Genomic DNA, 22,999 nt, shown 5'->3' on the forward strand with positions numbered 1-22,999 from the left:
CCGCATGTCGCACCTTCCTCCCCTCAGCGCACTGCGTGCTTTCGAGGCGGCCGTCCGCCTCGGCGGGTTCGCGCGCGCGGCGGCCGAGCTGAACGTGTCGACCAGCGCGGTCAGCCACCAGATCCGTTCGCTCGAGGAATCGCTGGGCGCCAGGCTGCTCGAACGCAGCACGGGGCTCGGCGGCATCAGCCTCACGCCGGCCGGCACGCGCCTGCTGCCGGCCGTCAGCGATGCGCTGTCGCGTCTGACCGACGCATGCGCCGAGATTCGCGGCACCGCGCAACGGCTCACCGTGTCCGCCAACGCGCCGTTTTCGTCGATGTGGCTCGCGCGCCGTCTCGCGGAATTCTCGTCGCTTCATCCCGACACCCCGCTGCATGCGGTCGTGCTCGACGACGAGCCGGATTTCGCGCGCAGCGGCGTCGACCTGGCGATCGTGCACGTACCGGCGCACCGGCTGCGGGCCGACGACGACGTGCTGATGCGGGAAACCGTGTTTCCGGTCTGCAGTCCCGAACTGTTTCCGTACGCCTCGGGGTACGTGTGCCGCTCGCGGCTGCTGCAGGAAATGCACGAGGACAGCCCCGAAATCGACTGGCGCAACTGGGCGGTGCACTTCGGCTTGCCAGACGACTTCGAGACGAAGATCGTCCGTTACAGCAGTTTCAGCCAGGTGATCGGCGCGGCCGTGGGCGGCGCGGGCATCGCGCTCGGGCGCGTACCGCTGATCGAGCCCGAACTGCGCAGCGGGCGCCTGGTGCCGCTGGTGCCGGGCCTCTCGCGCGATGCGTCGTGGCGCTTCGTGCTGCGCCGCCATCCGTCGACGCGACACCGGCTGCTCGATCCGTTGATCGCGTTCCTGCGCAACGAAGCGGACGCGCCGCCGTTCGTCTCGAAGAAGGTTGCGCCCGCATCCAACGACAGTCACGCACGGGGCGCGGGCGGCGCCTGACGCGCCGGCTCGCGAAGCCGGCCCGCGTTGCCGGCGAACCGCTTACGGCGTCGCGAAGAACAGCGCGACGACGCACGCCATCCCGCCGAACCACACGAGCGAGCGCAGCGACGCCCAGTTCAGCAGGTACATCAGCGCATAGACGACGCGGATCGCGACGAACGCCATCGCGAGCTGGTCGACGCGATGCACGTTCGCGCCGTTGTGCCACGCCACCACCAGCGCGGCCGTGAACAGCGCGAGCGCTTCCCACGAATTCTGATGCGTGGCCTGGGCGCGGGCACGCCAGCCTTCGAGCTTCGCCAGGTACTCGCGCGGCGCGCGGTTGTCGTAACCCTTGCGGGCCTTGGCGAGAAACGTCATCGGGAACGGCAACAGCGCCACGATGAACAGGCACAGCTGGGACGTCGTCATCAAAGTCTCCTCCGTTATGATTACATTGATCAATGACAAGATCGCCGAGAGCTTAGCATTGCGGCATGCCGTTCGCGCACCGGTTTTCTAGACGGGAGACTCGGCCGGGCAAGCCGCGGGAGACGGCGTGCGGCCCGCTGCGGCGCCAAAATTTCCACCAAATCGTCGACAAATACGTTAATTAAAACTGGTCGAACACCAATAAGATAGCGTTCAACACTGGCTTGGCGCGATCGCGCCAGCCCACCGTTTCACGCCGCGCCAACCGCGCACCGAACGACATCCGACCCGAGCCCTTGCCATGCCCCGTCCCATCGTCGCCCATATCCGCCCCGGCGCCGTCCGCCACAACCTCGACTTCATCCGCCGCACCGTCGCGCCATCGCGCGTGTGGGCCGTGATCAAGGCCAATGCGTACGGCCACGGCATCGAACGGATCTATCCGGGCCTCGCGGCCGCCGACGGCATCGCGCTGCTCGATCTCGACGAAGCCGTGCGCGTACGCGAGCTCGGCTGGGACAAGCCCGTGCTGCTGCTCGAAGGCGTCTTCGAACCGGCCGACGTCGAACTCGCCGATCGCTACCGGCTGACGGTCGCCGTGCACTGCGACGAGCAGCTCGACCTGCTGATCGCCGCGAAGCCGAAGCAGCCGATCGACATCCAGCTCAAGATGAATTCCGGCATGAACCGGCTCGGCTATCGGCCGGCCGCGTTCCGCGCCGCGTGGGAACGCGCGGCGAGTGCGCCGTCGATCGGCAAGATCACGTTGATGATGCATTTCGCGAACGCCGACGAAGGCGAAGTCGACTGGCAGTTGGAGCAGTTCGACGCGACCACGGCCGGGATTCCGGGCGAGCGCTCGGTGTCGAATTCGGCGGCCGTGCTGTGGCATCCGCGCGCGCATCGCGACTGGGTGCGGCCCGGCACGATCCTGTACGGCGCGTCGCCGACGGGTGCTGCGCGGCATATCGCCGACACGCCGCTGGTGGCCGCGATGACGCTGACCAGCAAGATCATCGGCGTGCAGACGCTCGCGCCGGAAGAGACCGTCGGCTACGGCCGCCGCTTCACGGCCGACCGGCCGATGCGGATCGGCGTCGTCGCGTGCGGCTACGCGGACGGCTATCCGCGCCACGCGCCGACCGGCACGCCGATCGCGGTGGACGGCGTGATGACGCGCGTCGTCGGCCGCGTGTCGATGGACATGCTGACCGTCGACCTGACGCCTTGCCCGAACGCGGGCATCGGCTCGAGCGTCGAGCTGTGGGGCGACCAGGTGAAGGTGGACGACGTCGCGGAAGCCAGCGGCACGATCGGCTACGAGCTGATGTGCGCGCTCGCGCGCCGCGTGCCGGTCGTGATCGTGCCGCCCGGCGCGTCGACCGTGCAAGCGCCGCTGCGGACGGGGAGCTACGGACGCTGACCGGCGGCGCTGCGTCGCGGCGGCGGTACGTGACCGCGTCGCCGCGCATGCCATGCTGTCTATCTGCTTGCGGGCCGCCTCGGGCGGCCCGTTCGCTTTGCAGCGCCCCAACGCGCGCCGGCGACGACGCGGTACGGCGTTGCGCGCCGTGCAACGACACGCTGCGTGCTCGCCTCCGTCAACGCATCACGAACGCCACGTCGGCTTCCGCTTCTCGAGGAACGCGTCGATCCCCTCGCCCGCATCCTCTTCCATCATGTTGCGCGCCATCACGTCGCCCGCATACGCATACGCTTCGTCGAGCGGCAACTCGCGCTGACGATAGAACATCTGCTTGCCATAACGCACCGCGGCCGGGCTCTTCGCGACGATCTCCGCGACCTTGCGCGCGACGGCTGCATCGAGGGCATCCTCGGGCACGGCTTCGTTGACGAGCCCCCACGCGGCGGCCGTCGCCGCATCGACGAAGCGCCCGGTCATCAGCATGTCGAACGCGCGCTTGGCCGCGACGTTGCGGCTCAGCGCGACGGCCGGCGTCGAGCAGAACAGCCCGACGTTGATGCCCGACACCGCGAAGCGCGCGGTATCGGCCGCGACCGCGAGGTCGCACGCGGCGACGAGCTGGCAGCCGGCCGCCGTCGCGATGCCGTGCACGCGTGCGATCACCGGCACCGGCAACGCGCGCATCGCGAGCATCACGCGGCTGCACTGCGCGAACAGCGTGCGGTAGTAGTCGAGTTCGGGCTTGCCGCGCATCTGCCGCAAGTCGTGGCCGGCGCAGAACGCCTTGCCTTCGGCGGCCAGCACGACGCAGCGCACGTGCGGATCGGCCGCCAGCGTATCGAACGCATCGTGCAGGGCCGACAGCATCGCTTCGGACAACGCGTTGAACTGCTGCGGGCGATTCAGCCGCAGCGTGACGACGCCGTCGTGCGCGTCGCGCAGCAGGATCGGCTCGGCGGTCTGTTGATCGGGTTCCATGGGGCTCCGCTGGACGGGGGTCGACAGGTTGCGCGGCGAGGCGGGCGAGTGGTCATCGCGCCCGCTCGCTCGCGGCATATCCCGGAAATGGTCCTCCACATTGCGCACCGCGTCCAGCCGCGTCGCCGCATGCGCGTGCGCGGCGGCCTGCCGGCCACTACGCCACACCCTTGCCGCTCGTGCGTCAACGGCGCGGCTGCGGCTGCGCGGCTTCCACGCGGCCTGCCGTCCTCGCCGCCAGCGCGGCCATCGCATAGGCGACGCATCCGAGCGCCGCGACCGCCCACAGCGCATCGGTCGGATCCGGCAACAGGATCGTCGCGGCGCCTGCGACGGCCACGCCGAGCAGGCTGCCGGCCTGCCGCGCCGCGTTGAGGAACCCGGATGCCACGCCCGCCGCGTCGGCAGGCACCTGTTCGAGCACGGTCGCGATCATCGGCGCCACCGACAGCGCGGTTCCGGTGCCGAATGCGACCATGGCCGTCCAGACCACCGGCCACGGCGCACGCAGCGCGAGCGCAAGCGCGATCGCCGGAACGGCCAGCGCCGCCATCGCGAGGCCGTTTGCCATCAGCCTGACCGGACGCACCCGGCCGTGCAGTTTTCCCGACAGCAGATTGCCGAGCGACAGGCTCAGCGCGAACGGCAACAGCGTCAGCCCCGTCTGCCGCGCACTCATGCCGAAGCGCCCGTGCAGGTACAGGCTCAGCACGAACAGCAGCCCGAAGTAGCCGACATAGACGAGGCTGCCCATCAGGTTCATCGCGACGAAGACGCGATTGCGAAACCACGCGAGCGGCACCATCGGATGGCGGGCACGCCGCTCGATGACGACCAGCACCGCGGCGGCGAGCGCGGCGACCAGCAGCGCGCCCCGGACCTCCGTGGCGCCGACGCCGCGCGTCGGCAGTTCGATCACCGCGAAACACAGCGCACCGAGCGCCGTCGCGCCGACGCACTGGCCGGCCCAGTCGAACGGGCGCACGTCCCGCGCGGCCGACGCCCGAACGAGCGCCGCCGCGCCGGCAAAGGCGACCGCGCCGGTGGGCACGTTGATCAGGAACGCGCTGCGCCAACCGAAATCGTCGACCAGGATTCCGCCGAGTACCGGCCCCACGGCGACCGCGACCGACGCGATGCCGGCCCACACCGCGATCGCCCGCGCGCGCTCGGCCGGCACGTCGAAGGTGCTGCGCACGATCGCGAGCGACGCGGGCAGGAAGAGCGCGGCGCCCATGCCCTGCCCGAAACGCGCGACCACGAGGACCGCCACCGACGACGCGCCCCCGCACGCCGCCGACGCGGCGACGAACAGCGCCAGCCCGGCCAGATACACGTGCTTCGCGCCGAACCGGTCGGACAGCGCGCCGCCCGCGAGGATCAGCGCGGCGAAGCTGAGCGTGTACGCGTCGACGATCCACGCGAGTTCCGCGACCGTCGCGCCGAGGCTCGTGCGCATCGCCGGCAGCGCCACATTGACGATCGTCGAATCGAGCACCGCCATGAACATGCCGACCGCGACGAGCGCCAGCGTCAGGCGCTGCTCGCGCGCGGTCGGGTGGTTCGGTGTCGCCACCGAGACGGGTGCGGGGACGGAAACGGAATGGCAGTCGGACATGGCACCTCCAGGCAGATGCCGGGAGTCTAGGACCGGCCGCGCGATGCGGAAAAGTGATAATTTCGCATTTGCCTGATGCAGATCTGCATCACCGATTCCCGCCCGTCGCCACCAGCCCGATGACACAATCGATCCGCATGAACTGGGACAACGCCCGCTTCTTCCTCGCCCTGGCGCGCACCGGCACGCTGCGCGGCGCCGCGGCGCAGCTGAACGTCGACCAGGCGACGGTCGGGCGCCGGATCGCCGCGCTCGAGGACGAACTGTCGGCCCGGCTGTTTCTGCGCACGCCGACCCTCTATGTGCTGACGACCGCGGGCGAAGCGCTGCTCGAACCGGCCGAAACGATGGAGCGGGCGTCGCTGACGATCGAGCGCCGGGTAATGGGGCTCGACGAGCAACTGGCCGGGTCGGTGCGCATCGCCACGACCGACACGCTCGGCAAGCGCTTCGTCGTTCCGGCGATCGCCCGCGTGCGGCGCAAGCATGCCGGCATCGACGTGGTATGCGTGACGTCGGCGCAAATCACCAACCTCACGCGCCGCGAGGCGGATCTCGCGATTCGCACGTTGCGGCCGGAATCGCCGGACCTGATCGTCAGGCGGCTCGGTCATCTCGAAACGGGCATCTACGCGTCGCGCCGCTACCTGGCCGAACGCGGCGAGCCGGTCGCCGGCAGCGCGTTCGACGGGCACGATCTGGTGATGTACCAGCAACCGGTGGTGCCGACGATGTGGGACGCGCTGTGCGGCGAACCGACTTCGCGCGGCCGCGTGATGTTCCAGACGTCGTCGACGATGATGCTGGTGGAGGCCACGCTCGCGGGGCTCGGCATCGCGGAGCTGCCATGCTTCCGCGCCGACACCGAGCCGGAACTGGTGCGCCTCATGCCGCAGCGATGCAATCATTTCGACGTGTGGCTCGTCGCCCACACCGATCTCTACAAGACCGCGCGCGTGCAGGCGGTGATCGAAGCGGTCGTCGACGAATTCGCGACGGCGGCGAGCGCGACGACCGCTGCCCGATAACGCGGGTTTCAGGCTTTTCAGGCTTTCGCGTCAGCGCACCGGGGGGTGTCTCCGGCTACGCGAGGCACGCACGCCCGACCACACCTGACCGACGCCGACGGCGAAAAAAACCATACCCATCGCGCCGATGGTCAGCACGGTGCCCCAGATCGCGCCGAACGTGTTCATCCGCGCGGTCGTCCTCGGCGCGTCCGGCGCATAGCGCACTTCGACCGTCGCGCCGTCCTCGACGCTGACTTCGCCGCCTTGCGCATAGTCGACCTGCTCACCCGCGAGCGTCGTGAACGTGATCTCCGGATGATGCGGACCTGCGTTCAGCTTGACCACGCGCCCTGGCACGACGACCGACGTTCGCAGGAATTCGCGTGTCGACTGCGCGTACAACGCAGTGCCGATCAGCATGCACGTGCCCACGATGGTAAAAACGATGCCCTTCGCGATCCGCCACTCGATGTGCTGCGCAGCGGGTCGCCCGATTTCAGTTGCCATCTGCTTCGTTCCGCTCCTGATGTTCGTCAATGCCGGGCATGCGGCGCATGATGCGCCGCCACGCCGCCCTCGGCATCCGGCAGGATACGGACATCCCGGCACGCTGTAAATTGCGTACGCAAGCTCGCGCCGGGCCGCTCGCGCGTCAGCCCGCGAGCTTCTTCAGCGCGTCGAGCACCGCATCGCCCTTGAACGGCTTCACGATCCAGCCCTTCACGCCGGCGGCCTTGCCGCGCTCCTTCATCGCCGGGCTGCTTTCGGTCGTCAGCATCACGACGTTGACCGCCGTGTTCGCCAGTTCGCCGCGAATCTTCTCGACCATCGTCAGGCCGTCCATGTTCGGCATGTTCACGTCGCTGATCACGAGGCGCACGCCGGGCGTCGCCTTGAGCTTCGCGAGCCCGTCCTTGCCGTCGACGGCCGTCGCGACGTCGAGCCCGTGATTGCGCAGGAAGCCGGCCACTTCGTCGCGCACCGTGCCCGAATCGTCGACCACCAGAATCTTTGCCATGTCGTATTCCCCTTTCGTTGTTGCTGACTTCAAAACAGTTCGAGTTCGCCCGATTCGACCATCGGCCCGACGTCCTGCACCGATTCGCGGAAATCTTCCGGCGACCAGCTGAGGCTGAACACGAAACGCTGGTCGAGACGGACCGAACGCCCCGATGCCGGATCGGTCATCCGGTACTTGAAACAGAGCTGCGGGCAGTCGCCGCCGAACGAGATGAACTTCTGCTTGTGATTGACGACGAGCGGCACCTGCACCGGATGGCGCGCCAGCGCCTCGGCGTCGCCGAGATAGCGGTTCTTGAACGCGCCCCACACGAGGTTGGTCAGTTCGCCGAGCACGCTGTTCACGTCGCGGAAATCCGGCGCGCGGCCGCCGTCGCGCGTGCCGCCGAGCATGTCGAGCAGCGGCTGCTCGCTCGTCTGCAGCAGCATGTAGCCGCGGCACCACGCGCTTTCGAGCGCGATCAGGCTGAACACCTCGCCGAAGATGATCTGGTCGCGCACGATGCACGGCGTGTCGTGCTCGATCGTCATGCCCGGGAACAGGCTGTCGAGGCGCGCCTCGGTGATCTCCGAGATGCCGCGCACCAGCGCGTTCGGGTAGTCGCGGCCGAACAGGTATTCGTCGATCGCGCGCTCGAGCGGCGTCATGTCGTCGGCGACGTAGGCCGCGCATGCGACGCGCGCCAGCGCATCGGGCAGCCCGTCGCGTGACGCGAGCGATTCGCGGCGCAGGATGATCGGCAGCTCGGGCCGCAGCGCGTCGATCTGCGTCGCGATGATCGCGCTCTCGACCGGCGAGCCGCCGTAATCCTCGGCCAGCAGGATCGCGCCGAGATCGATGTTCGAGCGCAGCACCTTCAGCAGCCGGCTGCGCCGCACGGTCAGGCCGACCAGGTTGTGCTCGTCGCAGAAACGCTTGATCGCGTCGGCGTGCACGCGGCTGTCGTCGAGCACGAGCACCTTGCTGACGGGTTGGTCTTCGGTCATCTCACGGGTTCCTGATGGTCGGTCAGAACAGTTCGAGCTCGCCGCCGGCTTCCACCGTGGCCGTTTCCGGCACATGGAAATCGACCGGCGCGTTCGCGCACACGCACAGCGTCGCGCCGACCCGCACGTCGCCGTCGAGCGTCAGGTCGTACGCAGCCACGTAATCGGGGGCGAGCGCACGCATGTAGTCGATGCTCGCGCCGCTCAGCAGGTAAGGCGTCGACATCCCGAGATCGGGAAACGGCGCGGTCAGCGCCTGGTTGATCGCGCCGCAACACAGGTTCGCGACCTCCATGAACGCTTCGGTCAACGGCCGCTGGCTGCTCGTGCCCGCCGTCGTGCCGGCGAAATGGCGGCGCGTCGCGTCGTCGTCGCTGAAGCGCAGCGCGAGCAGCAGGCGGAAATGCAGCGCCGAGATCGTCAGCACGGCCACGTGTTCGGGCACCTTCGGCTTCGATCGCGATTTCGCGAGCACGCGATCGGGCGCGTCGGGGTCGTGACCGGCGGCCGGCCGGATCTCGCACGCGCCGCCGGCCGCGAGCCGCGTGCGCGCGGCATCGAAAAAGATCCGTTCGAAACCGGCCCTCGCCTGCGCACTGATCACGCGGCTTCCCCTTCGATTCGCGCGTGCAGTTGCCCGGCCAGCGTCTCGAGGGTCGCGAGCGCGGCCGTGATCATCTTGCCGCCGGCCTGGATGTCCTGGAACGTCGCGGCCGTCACGAGATCGTTGCGGTTCAGGCTGTCGCGATAGCTGTTCGACAGTTGCTGCGAGCGCGCGGCCAGCCCGCGCACCTCGCTCGCGACGATCGAGAAGCCGCGCCCGGCCGTGCCCGCGCGCGCGGCCTCGATCGACGCGTTCAGCGACACGATCGATACGTGCGCGACGATCGCGGACAGTTCCTGGTTCTTCGTGCGCATGTCCTGGTTCTGCGTGGTCAGCGAGATCATCTGCTCGTGCCAGCGCTCGAACGTGCCGGCGAGCCCGCGCAGGCGCGCGGCTTCGTCGGCGATCTTCAGCGCGTGCTGCGCGAGCGCCGCGCGGTCGGCCGACAGCGCCTGCAACGCGTCGCGCTGCGCGCCGTTCGCGGCGATCTCGCGCGTCAGCGCCTCCGCCAGTTGCGCCTCGCGTTGCGCCCATGCGTCGGCGGCGTCCGCATGCGCCGACGCCGCTTCATCGGCGCGTGCGCCGGCTGCATCGAGCGCGTCGCGCAACGCATCGGCCTCGCGCGTGAGCGCCGCGACGAGCCGCCTGCGCGTCACGCGCAACACGACCGCCGCCGCCACCGCGACGACCACGCCGCCCGCCAGCGCGGCGGCCACCTGAATCATCCACGCCTGCTCGATCACGCCGTCACTCCGCTGCGCCGATATCCGCGATGCGCGCCCGCTGCGCGTGCGCGGCACCGTCCGCCGCGAAGCGCGCCGGCAGCGACACGATCGTCTCGAACGCGCGATACGGCGCGCCGACGCGATCGTCGGTGAAGCGCAGCGCGATATCGCCGCCGTCGCGCTTCAGGAAGTTGCGCACCGCGTCCATGCCGACGCCGCGCCCCGATACTTCGGTCACCGTCTGCGCGGTCGAGAAGCCCGGCCGGAAGATCAGCTCGGCGACCTCCTCGTCGGACAGCGCCGCTTCGCTGTCGGCATCGATCCAGCCGCGCTCGCGCGCGATGCCGCGAATCCGGTCGAGCGCGAGGCCGCGGCCGTCGTCGCCGAGCACGAACCACAGCTCGCCGCCGCCCACGCCGACCGCGATGTCGATCGTGCCGGACGCCGCCTTGCCGGCCGCGCGCCGCTCGTCGGACGATTCGATCCCGTGGTCGATCGCATTGCGCAGCAGGTGCATGAACACGTTCTTCAGCGTCGCGACGATCTCGCTGCGCACGCGCTGGCCGTGACTGTCGATATGCACGACGGGCGCCGGCTTGCCGAGCTCGGCCGCGAGCGACGGCAGCGACTCGATCACGCCGCCGAGCGCGTCGCCGATCCCTTGCGTGCCGAGCTGGCTCAGCATGCGCCGCACCGCCTCGCGCGCCGCGTGCCAGTCGGACGCGTTCGCCGGATCGGCGCCGTCGAGCACGCGCAGGCTCTCGCTGATGTGCGCGCGCTCGACCATCAGGTAGTCCGCGCCATGCTGTGCCGGCTCGCCGCTGCGGCCGAGCGTGACCGCGTTGATCGTCGCGTAGTGGTCGACGGCTTCACGTACGCGCGCCAGATCCTCCATCAGCGCGTCGCGGTTCCACTCGGGGCCGCTGTCCGCGCGGCGCAGCGATTCGTACGCCTGCTCCGCTTCGTGGACGATGTTCGTCAGATGCTGCAGGCTGTACGTGCGCGCATTGCCCTTGATCGTGTGCATGTTGCGGAACAGCGCGGCGACGATCGAGTGATCGGCGCGCTCGTGCTGGCGGATCATCCGCTCGTTCTCGCTGAGGAAGCCCTTCGCGCTGTGCACGAAGTCGTGGAACTTGTCCTGGCTGATCGACAGGATCTCGCCGATCATCTCCAGGCGACGCTGTTGCTCGCCGGCCTGCGCGGTCAGCTCGCGGATCTCGGTCACGTCGCGCACGCACAGCATCAGGCGCACGACCGTGTCGGTCTCGTCGGTGATCGCCGACCAGCTCAGGTCGAGCCACTTCTCGCGGCCGTCCGGCATCCGCTTCGCGACCTCGTTGACGAGCAGGTGCTCGTTGAACGCGAAGTTCATGCTGTCTTCGCCAAGGCATGCGTGCACGGCCGCGTCGACCTGCGAGCGCGCGTCGGCGCCGATCGCCGAATCGTCGAACACGAGCGCCATCAGGTCGCGGCCGGCGATGTCGTTCGTCTCGAAGATGGTTTCGAGGTACGCCGAATACTCCGCATGCACGACGCCGCCTTCGACGACGGTCAGGATGCCCTGCTGCATGTTCTGCAGCATCGCCTGGATGTCGGCCGTCTTCTGCTTCAGTTGCGCGGCGTTCTCCTGGATCTTCTCGATCATCCCGTTGAACGCGACGATCGAGTGGCCGATTTCGTCCATCCGGCCCACCGGCACGCGGCGCGTGAAATCCTGGCTCGTCGCGATCTCGCTCATCGCCGTCTGCATCCCGATCAACGGGCGCGTGATCTGGCGATACAGCACGAAGCCGAGCGCGGTCAGCAGCACGATCACCGTGCCGGCGACGCCCGCGATCGCGGTCGCCGTGGTCGCGAGCATCCCGTTCAGCGCGCCGATCGCGTCGTCCTTCTGGCGGTTCTTCTCGACGCGCAGCGTGTCGACGATGCTTTCGAGCTCATCGCGATACTGCGCGACGTTCGCGAACAGGTAGGCCTGCGCCATCTCGGCCTTGCCGTCCGTCTTCATCTTCACGGTGTCGTCGATCGCCGCGAAATAGTTCGTGGCGCTGTCCTTCGCCTGCGCGACGAGCCCTTCCTGCGCGCGGCCGACCGCCGATTTCGCCTGCGCGTCGAGTGCGGCGCGCAGCGCGGCCTGCTTCGCCTTCAGCTCGTCGCGCGCCTGGGCGGCTGTGTTCGCGTCGGGCGCGTAGACGAGCGTCATCGTCGCGATCTGGATGTTCTTCACATCGGCGACGAGATCCGCCGACGCGAGCGCGCTCGGCACGATTCCCTGGGTGACCTGACGCACCTCGGATGCGCTCTTGCGCGTCTGGTACACGGCATAAGCGCCGATCGCGGACAGCGCGAAGAACGTCAGGACGACTAGCAGCGTAATGCGATGACGGATGGTCATGAGTACAGCTCCCCGCAGCGATCCGGGTTCGATCGCCCTCTGGTCTATTGAAAGAATGTGAGCGCCGAATTATCGGGGATGGTGTATGACTGTCCGATGACCGAAAATCAATCGGTCATTGAGAAAAATGAAATGAATAATTGCGCGGGGAAAAGCCTAAAGTTTTTGGTCGGCTTGCCGTTAACTTACCGCCGCCATACCCCGTATGGATGCGGCGTTCGACGAATCGCACGAATAGCGGATATTCATTGTTTTATTCATGCTCCGCAAAATCCGTTCTATTGAATGCCGGAAAAACGTTTGCGTATTATCGGCGGGTCGTCTTTTTCTGACACCTTTTTATGCTCTACGCGGGGTTTGTCGGGCAGGTTCGTTAATGTCGATCTTGCATGACCTACCGTTCAGTCTGCCCTCGGTTCGGCTAGCCAGTCTTCGAATTGCAGCCGCGGAACGCGCTCGAATTCGCGGACGTTGTGCGTGACCAGCACCAGGTGCCGCGCACGCGCCTGCCCTGCGATCAATGCATCGTATGGACCAATCGGCGTGCCGGCCGCGATCAGGTGCGCGCGAATTTCACCCGCATGCTGTGCATCCTCGGTGTCGAACGATACGACCTCGAACTGCAGCGCGTCGACACGCGCGACGTTCGCAGCCGCTCGCTGGCTCTTGTACGCGCCGTAGTAAAGCTCGTGCGCGACGATCGCGGGGATTCCGAAATCGGCCGGGTGCCAGGCATGCAAACGGGCCAGTATCGCCGGCTCGCCTTTGAGAATGGCGATCACCGCGTTGGTATCCAGCAGGAATTTCATTCGAACACGTCCAGGCCCGAGCGCTCCTGAGCGGACGGCTGTGTGGTCGCTGCAGCCTCGAAATCGGCGTCCACCGGACCGATCAGCGGTGCCAGCCAAGCCCAGTCTTGCGGCATCGGCTCGAGAATGACGGCCGCCCCGTGGCGGCGGATGCGAACCTCGGCCGTATCGAAGCGGAAATCCTTCGGTAGCCGGACAGCCTGCGAGCCGCCATGCTTGAAGAGCTTTGCAGTATCCATCGCTCCATCCTCACGTATCTACAGAATGTATCTATTTTATCAACTGTACGTGAGAATGACGAGTCGTCCACTTGGCCTGTCGTCGGCGTATATCCGGGCCGTCCGGCCATGCCTGGCCGCGTGACATCGCGATCCGTTCCCGCAACGAACGGTGCCCCGATTCATTCCGCTCAGGAAACAATCAATCCCGCCCCGGCGATTCCCCTGCCGATCCGCCCGCTCTAGACTGTCGCATCGACCTCTTTCCGGACCCACGCGATGACCGACGCCCTGCCGCTGACCGCCGATCCCGATTCCGGCCTGCAGTACCGGCTGCGCCCGGCCGCTGGCCGCCCCGCCGCGCGCCTGTTGCTGCTGCACGGCGTCGGCGGCAACGAAACCAACCTGCTGAACGTGGCCGACGTGATCGATCCGCGCATCGAAATCGCGTTCCTGCGCGGCCCGCTCACGTTCGGGCCCAGTCAGCATGCGTGGTTTCCGGTGCGTTTCGGCCCGAACGGCCCTGAAATCGATGCCGCGCGCGCGGACGAGAGCCGCGTGCAACTGGTCACGCTGCTGCACGCCTTCCGCGCACAGGATGGCGCGGCGCCCGCGTTGCCGACCGTGATCGCCGGCTTCAGCCAGGGCGGCATCATGAGCGCGAGCGTCGGCCTCACGTCGCCAGGCGACGTGAGCGCGTTCGCCGTGCTGTGCGGGCGCATCCTGCCGGAAATCGATCCGCTGATCGCGCCGCGCGACGCGCTGCGCCCGCTTCACGCGCTGATCGTGCATGGCCGCTTCGACGACAAGCTGCCCGTCGCGTGGGCGGACAAGGCCGATGCGACACTCGCGGCGCTCGGCGTCGCGCACGACACGCGGCTGTATGCGGCCGGGCACGAGCTGACCGCGGAGATGGCCGGCGATTTCGGCCGATGGGTCGGCGAGCGCACCGGGTTGAACTGACTCGAACCCGACGCACCGGGGGCGCCCGCCCGCGAACGGACCGGCGCCCCCGGTGCATGACGTCACGCGCGCGTCACGCGTTCCGCGCAGGATCCGCAACGGCACGCACGGATGCCGGCATCGCCGCCGCCCGCTCGCGCTCGGCGCCACGTTTCGCCAGCTTCCAGCCGATCACCAGCGCGAGCACGACGACGGGAATCGTCGCGATGGTCCACGTGCCGCCCGGATAGTCGAACGCCATCAGCACCAGCACGCCGACGAGGAAAGCGAGCGTGAGCCACGACGTGAACGGCGCGCCCGGCATCCGGAACGACACGGCCTTCATCTCGCCGCGATCGACCGCGCGGCGGAACAGGATCTGGCACATCACGATGAAGCCCCACGTCGTGATGATCCCGAGCGACGCCATGTTCAGCACGATCTCGAACGCCTGGGCCGGCACGATGTAGTTCAGCGGCACGCCGATCGCGTTGATCGCCACCGTGATCAGGATCCCGCCGTACGGCACGCCCCGCGCGTTCATCCGCGACACGAAACGCGGCGCCGAGCCGCCCATCGCGAGCGAGCGCAGCACGCGGCCCGTCGAATAGAGGCCGGAATTCAGGCTCGACAGCGCGGCCGTCAGCACCACGACGTTCATCACCGTGCCGACGTACGGCACGCCGAGCTTGCTGAAGAACGTGACGAACGGGCTTTCGTGCGCGCTGTACGCGGTCCACGGCAGCAGCATCGTCAGCAGCACGACCGAGCCGACATAGAACAGCGCGATGCGCCACATCACGCTGTTGATCGCCTTCGGCAGCACCTTGCGCGCATCGGCCGTCTCGCCCGCGGCGACGCCGACGAGCTCGATGCTCGCGTATGCGAACACGACACCCTGCACGATCAGCACGGCCGGCAGGATCCCGTGCGGGAAGATCCCGCCGTGATCCGCGATGACATGCAGCCCCGGCATCTGCCCCGCCACCGGATGGCCGCTCGCGAGAAACACCGCGCCGACCGCGAGAAACACCGCGAGCGTGCCGACCTTGACGAGCGAGAACCAGAACTCCATCTCGCCGAACACCTTCACGCCGATCATGTTCATCACCGATACGATCCCGAGCGCGCCGAGCGCGAACACCCATTGCGGCACGTCGGTGAAGACGGCCCAGTACTTCATGTAGATCGCGACCGCGGTGATGTCGACGATGCCGGTCGTCGCCCAGTTCAGGTAGTACATCCAGCCCGCGACGAACGACGCCCGCTCGCCCATGAACTCCCGTGCGTACGACACGAAGCTGCCGCTGGTCGGCCGGTGCATCACCAGCTCGCCGAGCGCACGCATGATCAGGAACGCGAACACGCCGCACACGAGATAGACGAGCGCGAGCGCGGGCCCCGCGCTTTGCAGGCGCCCGCCCGCGCCGAGAAAGAGGCCGGTGCCGATCGCACCGCCCATCGCGATCATCTGCACGTGCCGCGGCTTCAACTGCTTCGCATAGCCGGCTTCGTGCGACGCGAACATCGCATCGGGATCGGCATGAGCGGCATCCGCGCCGCCGGCCGGGCCGGCCGGGCGTTCGCTGGTGTGTTTCATCGTGAGTCTCCGTCGTTTGTTGATGTGTCGCGCCCTGCTTCGAGGGCGCTTTCGGTACGGTCGCGAAGCGGCCGGCGTCAGCGCGCCCGAGGCCGGATCAGCGCTTCCGGTTGCAGCGCTTCGTCGAGTTGCGCAGCGGTCATCAGCTCGCGGGCCAGCACGACCTCGCGGATCGATTTGCCGGTCGCATGCGCTTCGGCGGCCACGGCGGTCGCGCGCTTGTAGCCGATGTACGGATTCAGCGCGGTCGCGAGCGCGACCGAGCGCTCCATCGTTTCGCGCAGCCGCTCGGGGTTCGCGGTGATGCCGCTCACGCAGCGCTGCGCGAGCGTCGTGCAGGCGGCCGTCAGGTGGCTGAAGCTGCGGAACAGCGCGCTCGCGATCACCGGTTCGAACGCGTTGAGCTGAAGCTGGCCGGCCTCGGCCGCGAAGGTGATGGTCAGGTCGTTGCCGAACACCTCGAACGCGACTTGGTTGACGACTTCCGGGATCACCGGATTCACCTTGCCGGGCATGATCGACGAACCGGCCTGCACCGGCGGCAGGTTGATCTCGCCGAAGCCCGCGCGCGGGCCGCTCGACAGCAGCCGCAGGTCGTTGCAGATCTTCGACAGCTTGACGGCGATCCGCTTGAGCACGCCCGACACCTGGACGAACGCGCCGCAATCCTGCGTCGCCTCGATCAGGTTCGGCGCGGTGCTCAGGTCGAGCCCGGTGATGCGCCGCAGCGCGGCCAGCGCCTTCTCCGCATACTCCGGATGCGCGGTGATGCCCGTGCCGATCGCGGTCGCGCCGAGGTTGATCTCGCGAATCAGCCAGCCGGCCTCCTGCAGCCGCGCGATGTCCTCCGTCAGCATCACCGCGTAGGTCGAGAACTCCTGGCCGAGCGTCATCGGCACCGCGTCCTGCAACTGCGTGCGGCCGAGCTTCAGCAAGCCGGCGAACGCGTCGGCGCGCTCCGCGAACGTATCGCGCAGCCGCGCCATCGCTTCGAGCAGATGCTCGACCGCGAAGCACGTCGCGATCCGGATCGCGGTCGGATAGACGTCGTTGGTGCTCTGCGCGAGATTGACGTGTTCGTTCGGATGCAGGTATTCGTACTGCCCGCGCGCGTGCCCCATGAGTTCGAGCGCGCGGTTGCAGATCACCTCGTTCGCGTTCATGTTGGTCGACGTGCCGGCGCCGCCCTGGATCACGTCGACGACGAACTGGTCGTGCAGCCGCCCTTCGCGGATCTCGACGCACGCGGCGGCGATCGCATCGCGGTACGGCCGCGGCAGCAGCCCGAGTTCGCAGTTGGCGTCGGCCGCCGCTTCCTTCACGGCCGCGAGCGCCATCACGAGGTACGGCAGCGACGCAATGGTGCGGCCCGAAATGTCGAAATTCTCTTTCGCGCGCAGCGTGTGGACGCCGTAGTAGGCGGCATCCGGAATACTTCGTTTCCCTAAAAGATCCGCTTCGACGCGGAAGCCGTTTTCTGCCATCGTGCCCTCCTGAATGTCTCGTGCCGCTCGTCGTGCGCCGCTTCCCGACGCGACGGGTTCGCATTCTATGCCTTTGCAAAAACAACCTCGCTTCTGTATTATCGAAAGCGGTTTTGCGTGGGACGCAACAGCGAGAATCGAATGAAAACAGGCGCGAGGGAAACCGGCATCGATCACCTGGGCGCGATGCGCGCGTTCGTGCGCGTGGTCGAAACGGGGAGTTTTTCGGCGGTCGCGAAGGAGATGCACGTGTCGACGTCAACCGTCGCGCGCAAGGTGACGGCGATCGAGGAAGCGCTCGGCGTCGCGCTGCTGCACCGCTCGACGCACAGCGTGACGCTCACCGAGGCCGGCCACATCTACCTGGAGCGCGCGGTCACGCTGATCGCCGATCTCGACGACACGCTGCGCGTCGTCGCCGAGCTGAATGCGCGGCCGAGCGGCCCGCTGAAGCTCACCGCGCCGGTCGCGTTCGGGCGACGTCATCTGGCGCCGCTGATCGCGCCGTTCCTGGCGCGCTATCCGACCATCCAGCTCGACGTGCGGCTCACCGACAACCACAACGACCTCGTGGCCGGCGGCTTCGACCTCGACATCCACGAAGGCGAGAACTACCTGGATAACCTCGTCGTCCACCGGTTGTCGCGCAACGACAGCATCCTGTGCGCGACGCCCGGCTACCTCGACCGCTGCGGGCGCCCGGCGACGCCGGACGACCTCAAGCATCACAACTGCCTGCGCTACGTGCACCCGGAAGGCGATCCGCGCTGGGATCTCGTGAGCGGCGACGCGCACCACAGCGTGCTGCCGGCCGGCAATCTCGTCACCGACCATTCGGAGCTGCTGCTGGATGCGACCTGCGCGGGGCTCGGCATCGCGGAATTCGAGATCTGGCTGGTGCGCGACCTGCTCGCGAGCGGCCAGCTCGAAGCCGTGCTGCCGCGCTACCGGCTGCAGAACCGGCTGACCGGCGAATTCATCTACATCGCGTATCTGGCGAACCGGCGCAGCTCGGCGAAGCTGCGCGTGCTGAAGGATTTTCTCGCGGAACATCTCGCGCAGATCGGCGAACTGTCGGAGCGGGAGCTGGCGAAGATTCGCGACCTGCGCGCATAGCGAGCGCCGACGCGCGGGCCGGCGGCATCGGCGCGGTAACGGCTCGGTAACGGCGTTCAGGCCGCCTGCAATTCGAACGGGAACGTCGCGTGCCCGAACTCGACGCCCTGCGTGTTGAGCATCCGCGGCCGGTGGAAGCCGGCCAGTTGCGCGCGCTGCTCGGCGGTGCCGATCCGCAGCCGCTCGAGGATTTCGCTGACGACCATATACAGCACGTCGAGATTGCCGTCCTCGATCTTCACCGAAATGCCGAGCGCGCCGTCCGCACCGAGTTCCCGCGTGCGTTCCGACGCACGCACGCCGATCCCGTAGCATGCATCCGCGCCGAGCTTGCCGACCACCTGCCCGCCGAATGCGTTCATCAGCACCGTGCAATAGCGCCCTTCGCCCGCCACCAGTTCCGGATACGCGGTCATCGAACGATGAATGCGCGCCAGCGCGCGAACGCGATCGGTAACCGCGCCGCCGGCTTCCACCGCGTCCGCACCGTCGGCCAGCGACGCATAAAGGCGCGCGAGGCGATCCAGCGAGAACGCCGGCGTCGGCAGGTTGCAGCCGTCGATCGCCCAGTCGACCTCGTCGTCGCGCAAGCCGCACGCATCGGCCACCACGTGCTTCACGCGCACCTGCATCGGATGGTCGGGCAGATGGTAATCGGCGATCGCCGCGCCGATCGCCTGCGCGCCGGCCAGCATCCCGACATGCTTGCCGGAACAGTTGCTGCACACGCCGGTCGGCGTGTAGTCGCGCTTGATCCACGACCGGTACACCGCGTCGGACAGCGGCGGATGGCCGCCGCAGCGCAAATCCGCTTCGTGCGCGGCGACCTTCTCGAGCATCGCGCGCGTGCGCACGATGTGACGGTCCTCGCTGCTGTGCGACGCGCACATCAGCGCGATGTCCGCGTCGTCGAAGCCGAAGCGTTCCGGCGCGCCCGTCTCGATCACCGACAGCGCCTGGGCCGGCTTGGCCGCCGACCGCGCGAGCGTGATCCGGAACGGATCGCCGAACCGGGACAGCAGCCTGCCGCGTGCATCGACGACCGCCACATGGGCGACGTACGTGTTCTCGATCGCATTGCCGCGGTATGTGACGACTGCTGCGCGTGGGGTGTCCATCGTGTCCTGTCTCCTTGCCTGGGGGCCTGACTGCCGGGGCCCCTCAACCGGTACGGCAGTGTAGCGAGTCGCCGCCGCCGCGCGGCGGCCCTGTCATGGAAAGCGGTGTTGCACGCGACGCAAAGGCGATCGCGCCCCCACGAAAGCCCGACTGAATGAGTACAAAAACCATTCAATCGTTTACAGATTTGACACTAATCCGTAGAATTGCGACCGCAAACGCGAATCATACGCATTTACATTGACGTTTTCCGATGTTTCGGACACGCCCCGCCGGCATCGAGAAAAACGCGTCCGATCACCGAACCTTCCGCTGCTTCCCGATATGCCCGCCCAGTTCAAGACGAGGCCCCGCACCCTCGTATCGGCACTGACCTGCTCCGTGTTCCTGACGCCGCTGCTCGCCTCCGCCGAAACCGCTCCCGCTTCCGCTCCTGCCGCCGACGTCCCTGCGACGCTGCCGACGATTGCCGTGCAGTCGTCCGCGCTGTCGGACATGCAGGTGAAACGCTCGCCGTCGTACAAATTCACCGCGCCGCTGCTCGATACGCCGCGCTCGGTCACGGTGATCCCCGAGCAGTTGATCAAGGAGAAGAACGTCACGTCCTTCGCGGACGCGCTGCGCTCGGTGCCGGGCATCACGTTCCTCGGCGGCGATGCGGCGGCGAACCCGTCGGCCGACCGTCCGGTGATCCGCGGCTTCGAATCGCGCAACTCGATCTTCGTCGACGGCATGCGCGACTCCGGCCTGCAGAACCGCGAGACGTTCGCGGTCGAGCAGATCAGCGTGATCAAGGGCCCCGATTCGGTCTACGCGGGCCGCGGCTCGGTGGGCGGCAGCATCGACATCGTCACGAAGACGCCGCAAAACGACAACTTCATCAACAGCAGCATCGGCTTCGGCACCGACGGCTACAAGCGCGCGACGGTCGACGCGAACCGCAAGATCAACGACACGACGGCCGTGCGCCTGAACGTGATGGGCCACGACGCGAACCAGGCCGGCCGCAACGACGTGTACAACAAGCGCTGGGGCGTCGCGCCGTCGATCGTGTTCGGGCTGAACACGCCGACCACGGTCACGGTCAGCTACTACCACATGAACTCCTACGACATGCCGGACTTCAGCGTGCCGTTCCGCGCATCGGGCGGCACGCCGGTGCCGACCGATCGCGGGCAGTTCTTCGGGCTCAACACGCGCGACTACCGTTACGGGCAGACCGATACCGGCGAAATTCGCGTCGAGCACAAGCTCAATGACACGTGGAAGCTGAAGAACACGACGATGTTCGGCCGCTCGACGCTCGATTACGTGGCGACGAATCCGCAGATCCTCGCGTCGAACCCGAACATGCTCGGGCTGCAGGCGAAGAGCGGCAAGTACGCGCTGAACGGTTTCTCGAACCAGACCGAAGTGACGGGCAGCGCGAGCCTGTTCGGGATGAAGCACACGATGACGGCCGGCGTCGAGTTCAGCCACGAGCAGGCACGTTACGAGGGCTATCTCGTGTCGGATTCGGCCGGCAACAACATCCGCTCGAACAGCCCGTGCGCGGTGGTCGGTAACTGCACGCCGCTCGCCGGCGGCTGGAACCCGAACATGCCGTGGACCGGCAGCATCGTACTGAACGGCGACAAGGGCTTCCCCGGCGCGACGACGAACACGCGCACCGATACGGTCTCCGCGTACATCTTCGACACGGTGAAGCTGTCCGAGCGCTGGCAGTTCAACACGGGGCTGCGCTTCGACCGCTACGACACGACCGGCAAGCAGGCCGGCGTCGCCGACCTGTCGAACACGTCGAACCTGTTCAGCTACCAGTTCGGCCTCGTGTTCAAGCCGGTGACCAACGTGAGCCTGTACGCGTCGTACGGCACGTCGTCGAACCCGCCGGGCTCGAACGGCGGCCTCGGCGGCGGCACCGACCAGATCACCGCGACCAACCAGGATCTCGCGCCCGAACGCGCGCGCAACATCGAGATCGGTGCGAAGTGGGACGTGCTGCAGGATCAGCTGTCGCTGACGTCCGCGCTGTTCCAGACCGAAAAGACCAACGCGCGCGTCAGCGACGGCCTCGGTCACACGGTCAACGCGGGCAAGCAGCGCGTGCGCGGTTTCGAATTCGGCTTCGCGGGCAACCTGACGCAGAAGTGGCACGTGTTCGGCGGCTATTCGTACCTGAACGCGATCACGACCGACGCGGGCCCCGGCAGCCCGGGCGCATCGGGCCTGCCGATGGTGATGGTGCCGAAGCACAACTTCACGCTGTGGACCAGCTACGACGTGATGCCGAAGCTCACGCTCGGCGCGGGTGCGACGGTGATGAGCAAGACCTATGCATCGGTATCGCCGACCGTGAAGAAGTGGACGCCCGGCTATGCACGCTTCGACGCGGCCGCGACGTGGCGCGTGAACAAGACGATGGACGTTCAACTGAACGTGCAGAACCTGTTCGACAAGCAGTATTACGCGAGCGCGTATCCGATCTACGCGACGTGGGCGCCGGGCCGTTCGGCGATGGTCACGCTCAACTTCTATCAGTAACGCCGCCGGCGACGGGAGGGCGCGCCGCGCCCTTCCCCGCCGCGTTCACCACGGCAGCGAATACGTCTTCACGTTCGTGAAGCTCTTCATCGCCTCCTGCACGCCCTCCTTGTAGCCGAGCCCCGAATCCTTCACGCCGCCGAACGGCGTCAGTTCGAGCCGATAGCCGGGCACTTCGCGCACGTTCACGCTGCCGACTTCCAGCTCGGTGATGAAGCGCGTGATGTGGTCGAAGCGGTTCGTGCACACCGACGACGACAGCGCGTAGTCGGTGCTGTTCGACATCCGGATCGCCTCGTCGATATCGCGAAAGCGCATGATCGGCGACACCGGCCCGAAGGTTTCGTGCTTGACCAGCGGCATGTCGGGCGTCACGCGATCGACGACGGTCGGCGAATACAGCGCGCCGTCGCGCACGTTGCCGACCAGCAGCCGCGCGCCGCGCGCGATCGCGTCGTTGACCTGCTGCTCGCAGAACTTCGCCGCCGCTTCGTCGATCACCGTGCCCATGTCGACCGACGGATCGGACGGGTTGCCGTACGACCAGGCGCGCGTCTTCTCGACGACGAGCGCCGTGAAGCGATCGGCCACCGCCTCGTGCACGAGCATCCGCTTGATCGCCGTGCAGCGCTGCCCCGAATTCTTGTACGAGCCCGATACCGCGAGCGTGCTCGCTTCGTCGAGATCGGCATCTTCCATCACGATGATCGGATCGTTGCCGCCGAGTTCGAGCACCGCGCGCCGGTAGCCCATCCGCGCGGCGATCGACTTGCCGATCGACACGCCGCCGGTGAACGTGATCAGGTCGATCGCCGGGTTCGTGATCAGCTCGTCGGCGATTTCCTTCGGGTCGCCGGTGATCACCTGCAGCATCTGCGGCGGCAGGCCGGCTTCATACAGGATGTCCGCGAACAGATAACACGACAGCGGCACCTTCTCCGACGGCTTCACGACGATCCGGTTGTTGGTCGCGACCGACGGCACGATCTTGTGCGCGACCTGGTTCATCGGGTGGTTGAACGGCGTGATCGCCGA

At 67.5% G+C, this 22,999-nt stretch carries 22 protein-coding genes; 7 read left to right on the top strand and 15 right to left on the bottom strand.

Annotation, left to right across the window (positions count from 1 at the left end):
• The first annotated feature begins 4 nt into the window (after positions 1-4).
• Positions 5-952 carry a LysR family transcriptional regulator gene (locus tag DFS13_RS04550; RefSeq protein ID WP_006486231.1) on the top strand — a complete coding sequence of 316 codons (948 nt, stop codon included), beginning with the start codon at positions 5-7 and terminating at the stop codon, positions 950-952.
• 42 nt (positions 953-994) lie between these two features.
• On the opposite strand, the gene DFS13_RS04555 is transcribed toward DFS13_RS04550, so the two are convergent.
• Positions 995-1,366 carry an MAPEG family protein gene (locus tag DFS13_RS04555; RefSeq protein WP_006495095.1) on the bottom strand — a complete coding sequence of 124 codons (372 nt, stop codon included), beginning with the start codon at positions 1,364-1,366 and terminating at the stop codon, positions 995-997.
• Between the two features lie 301 nt (positions 1,367-1,667).
• On the opposite strand from DFS13_RS04555, the gene alr reads away from it, so the two are divergent.
• A complete protein-coding gene (gene alr, locus DFS13_RS04560) occupies positions 1,668-2,789 on the top strand; it encodes an alanine racemase (RefSeq protein ID WP_111441412.1) in 1,122 nt (373 codons plus the stop codon).
• A 186-nt stretch (positions 2,790-2,975) separates the two neighbouring features.
• On the opposite strand, the gene DFS13_RS04565 is transcribed toward alr, so the two are convergent.
• Positions 2,976-3,770: an enoyl-CoA hydratase gene (locus DFS13_RS04565; protein ID WP_059723151.1), complete on the bottom strand. Its 795-nt coding sequence runs from the start codon at positions 3,768-3,770 to the stop codon at positions 2,976-2,978.
• 184 nt (positions 3,771-3,954) lie between these two features.
• Positions 3,955-5,388, bottom strand: coding sequence for an MFS transporter (locus DFS13_RS04570; RefSeq protein WP_111441413.1), 1,434 nt, complete (start codon positions 5,386-5,388; stop codon positions 3,955-3,957).
• A 137-nt stretch (positions 5,389-5,525) separates the two neighbouring features.
• On the opposite strand from DFS13_RS04570, the gene DFS13_RS04575 reads away from it, so the two are divergent.
• Complete coding sequence (locus DFS13_RS04575; RefSeq protein WP_006491368.1) at positions 5,526-6,416, top strand: LysR family transcriptional regulator; 891 nt, start codon at positions 5,526-5,528, stop codon at positions 6,414-6,416.
• Between the two features lie 30 nt (positions 6,417-6,446).
• On the opposite strand, the gene DFS13_RS04580 is transcribed toward DFS13_RS04575, so the two are convergent.
• From DFS13_RS04580 to DFS13_RS04605, 6 genes are all read right to left on the bottom strand, one after another.
• Entirely contained in the window at positions 6,447-6,905 is a 459-nt protein-coding gene (locus tag DFS13_RS04580) for a DUF3592 domain-containing protein (protein WP_034202500.1), read from the bottom strand.
• 145 nt (positions 6,906-7,050) lie between these two features.
• Positions 7,051-7,416: a response regulator gene (locus DFS13_RS04585; protein ID WP_006486240.1), complete on the bottom strand. Its 366-nt coding sequence runs from the start codon at positions 7,414-7,416 to the stop codon at positions 7,051-7,053.
• Positions 7,417-7,445: 29 nt separating this feature from the next.
• Positions 7,446-8,405, bottom strand: a complete 960-nt coding sequence (locus DFS13_RS04590) for a chemotaxis protein CheX (protein WP_006486236.1) — start codon at positions 8,403-8,405, stop codon at positions 7,446-7,448.
• Positions 8,406-8,427: 22 nt separating this feature from the next.
• Positions 8,428-9,009: a hypothetical protein gene (locus DFS13_RS04595; protein WP_069353548.1), complete on the bottom strand. Its 582-nt coding sequence runs from the start codon at positions 9,007-9,009 to the stop codon at positions 8,428-8,430.
• Positions 9,006-9,734 (bottom strand): methyl-accepting chemotaxis protein, encoded by a 729-nt coding sequence (locus tag DFS13_RS41145; protein ID WP_111441422.1) that lies wholly within the window; start codon positions 9,732-9,734, stop codon positions 9,006-9,008. The genes DFS13_RS04595 and DFS13_RS41145 overlap by 4 nt, the downstream gene beginning before the upstream one ends.
• 22 nt (positions 9,735-9,756) lie before the next feature.
• Entirely contained in the window at positions 9,757-12,132 is a 2,376-nt protein-coding gene (locus DFS13_RS04605) for an MCP four helix bundle domain-containing protein (protein WP_111441414.1), read from the bottom strand.
• Between the two features lie 96 nt (positions 12,133-12,228).
• Here DFS13_RS04605 and DFS13_RS04610 point away from each other — a divergent pair, with 96 nt between their 5' ends.
• The gene (locus tag DFS13_RS04610) at positions 12,229-12,417 is read left to right on the top strand and encodes a hypothetical protein (RefSeq protein WP_240465729.1); all 189 of its coding nucleotides are present in this window, start codon (positions 12,229-12,231) and stop codon (positions 12,415-12,417) included.
• Between the two features lie 116 nt (positions 12,418-12,533).
• Here DFS13_RS04610 and DFS13_RS04615 read toward each other — a convergent pair whose 3' ends face one another.
• On the bottom strand, positions 12,534-12,941 hold the full coding sequence (locus tag DFS13_RS04615) for a type II toxin-antitoxin system VapC family toxin (protein WP_109342384.1): 408 nt from the start codon (positions 12,939-12,941) through the stop codon (positions 12,534-12,536).
• Positions 12,938-13,180 carry an antitoxin gene (locus tag DFS13_RS04620; RefSeq protein ID WP_006491146.1) on the bottom strand — a complete coding sequence of 81 codons (243 nt, stop codon included), beginning with the start codon at positions 13,178-13,180 and terminating at the stop codon, positions 12,938-12,940. The genes DFS13_RS04615 and DFS13_RS04620 overlap by 4 nt, the downstream gene beginning before the upstream one ends.
• A 258-nt stretch (positions 13,181-13,438) precedes the next feature.
• Between DFS13_RS04620 and DFS13_RS04625 the strand changes: the two genes are divergently transcribed.
• Entirely contained in the window at positions 13,439-14,122 is a 684-nt protein-coding gene (locus DFS13_RS04625; protein WP_111441416.1) for an alpha/beta hydrolase, read from the top strand.
• 73 nt (positions 14,123-14,195) lie between these two features.
• Here the strand turns inward: DFS13_RS04625 and DFS13_RS04630 are convergent, their stop codons facing one another.
• Both DFS13_RS04630 and DFS13_RS04635 read right to left on the bottom strand, forming a co-directional pair.
• Positions 14,196-15,701, bottom strand: coding sequence for an amino acid permease (locus DFS13_RS04630; protein WP_006491141.1), 1,506 nt, complete (start codon positions 15,699-15,701; stop codon positions 14,196-14,198).
• Positions 15,702-15,778: 77 nt separating this feature from the next.
• A complete protein-coding gene (locus tag DFS13_RS04635) occupies positions 15,779-17,185 on the bottom strand; it encodes an aspartate ammonia-lyase (RefSeq protein ID WP_111441417.1) in 1,407 nt (468 codons plus the stop codon).
• 141 nt (positions 17,186-17,326) lie between these two features.
• Between DFS13_RS04635 and DFS13_RS04640 the strand changes: the two genes are divergently transcribed.
• Positions 17,327-18,301 (top strand): LysR family transcriptional regulator, encoded by a 975-nt coding sequence (locus DFS13_RS04640; RefSeq protein ID WP_034202506.1) that lies wholly within the window; start codon positions 17,327-17,329, stop codon positions 18,299-18,301.
• A gap of 56 nt (positions 18,302-18,357) precedes the next feature.
• Here DFS13_RS04640 and DFS13_RS04645 read toward each other — a convergent pair whose 3' ends face one another.
• Positions 18,358-19,419, bottom strand: coding sequence for an asparaginase (locus tag DFS13_RS04645; protein WP_111441418.1), 1,062 nt, complete (start codon positions 19,417-19,419; stop codon positions 18,358-18,360).
• 325 nt (positions 19,420-19,744) lie between these two features.
• On the opposite strand from DFS13_RS04645, the gene DFS13_RS04650 reads away from it, so the two are divergent.
• The gene (locus DFS13_RS04650; RefSeq protein ID WP_012493258.1) at positions 19,745-21,964 is read left to right on the top strand and encodes a TonB-dependent siderophore receptor; all 2,220 of its coding nucleotides are present in this window, start codon (positions 19,745-19,747) and stop codon (positions 21,962-21,964) included.
• Positions 21,965-22,009: 45 nt separating this feature from the next.
• Here DFS13_RS04650 and phnY read toward each other — a convergent pair.
• On the bottom strand, positions 22,010-22,999 hold a 990-nt coding region (phnY, locus tag DFS13_RS04655; protein WP_111441419.1), incomplete at its 5' end, for a phosphonoacetaldehyde dehydrogenase.

Source organism: Burkholderia sp. 28_3 (genome assembly GCF_003253915.1).
In the GTDB taxonomy this organism is placed as follows: Bacteria; Pseudomonadota; Gammaproteobacteria; order Burkholderiales; family Burkholderiaceae; genus Burkholderia; species Burkholderia cenocepacia.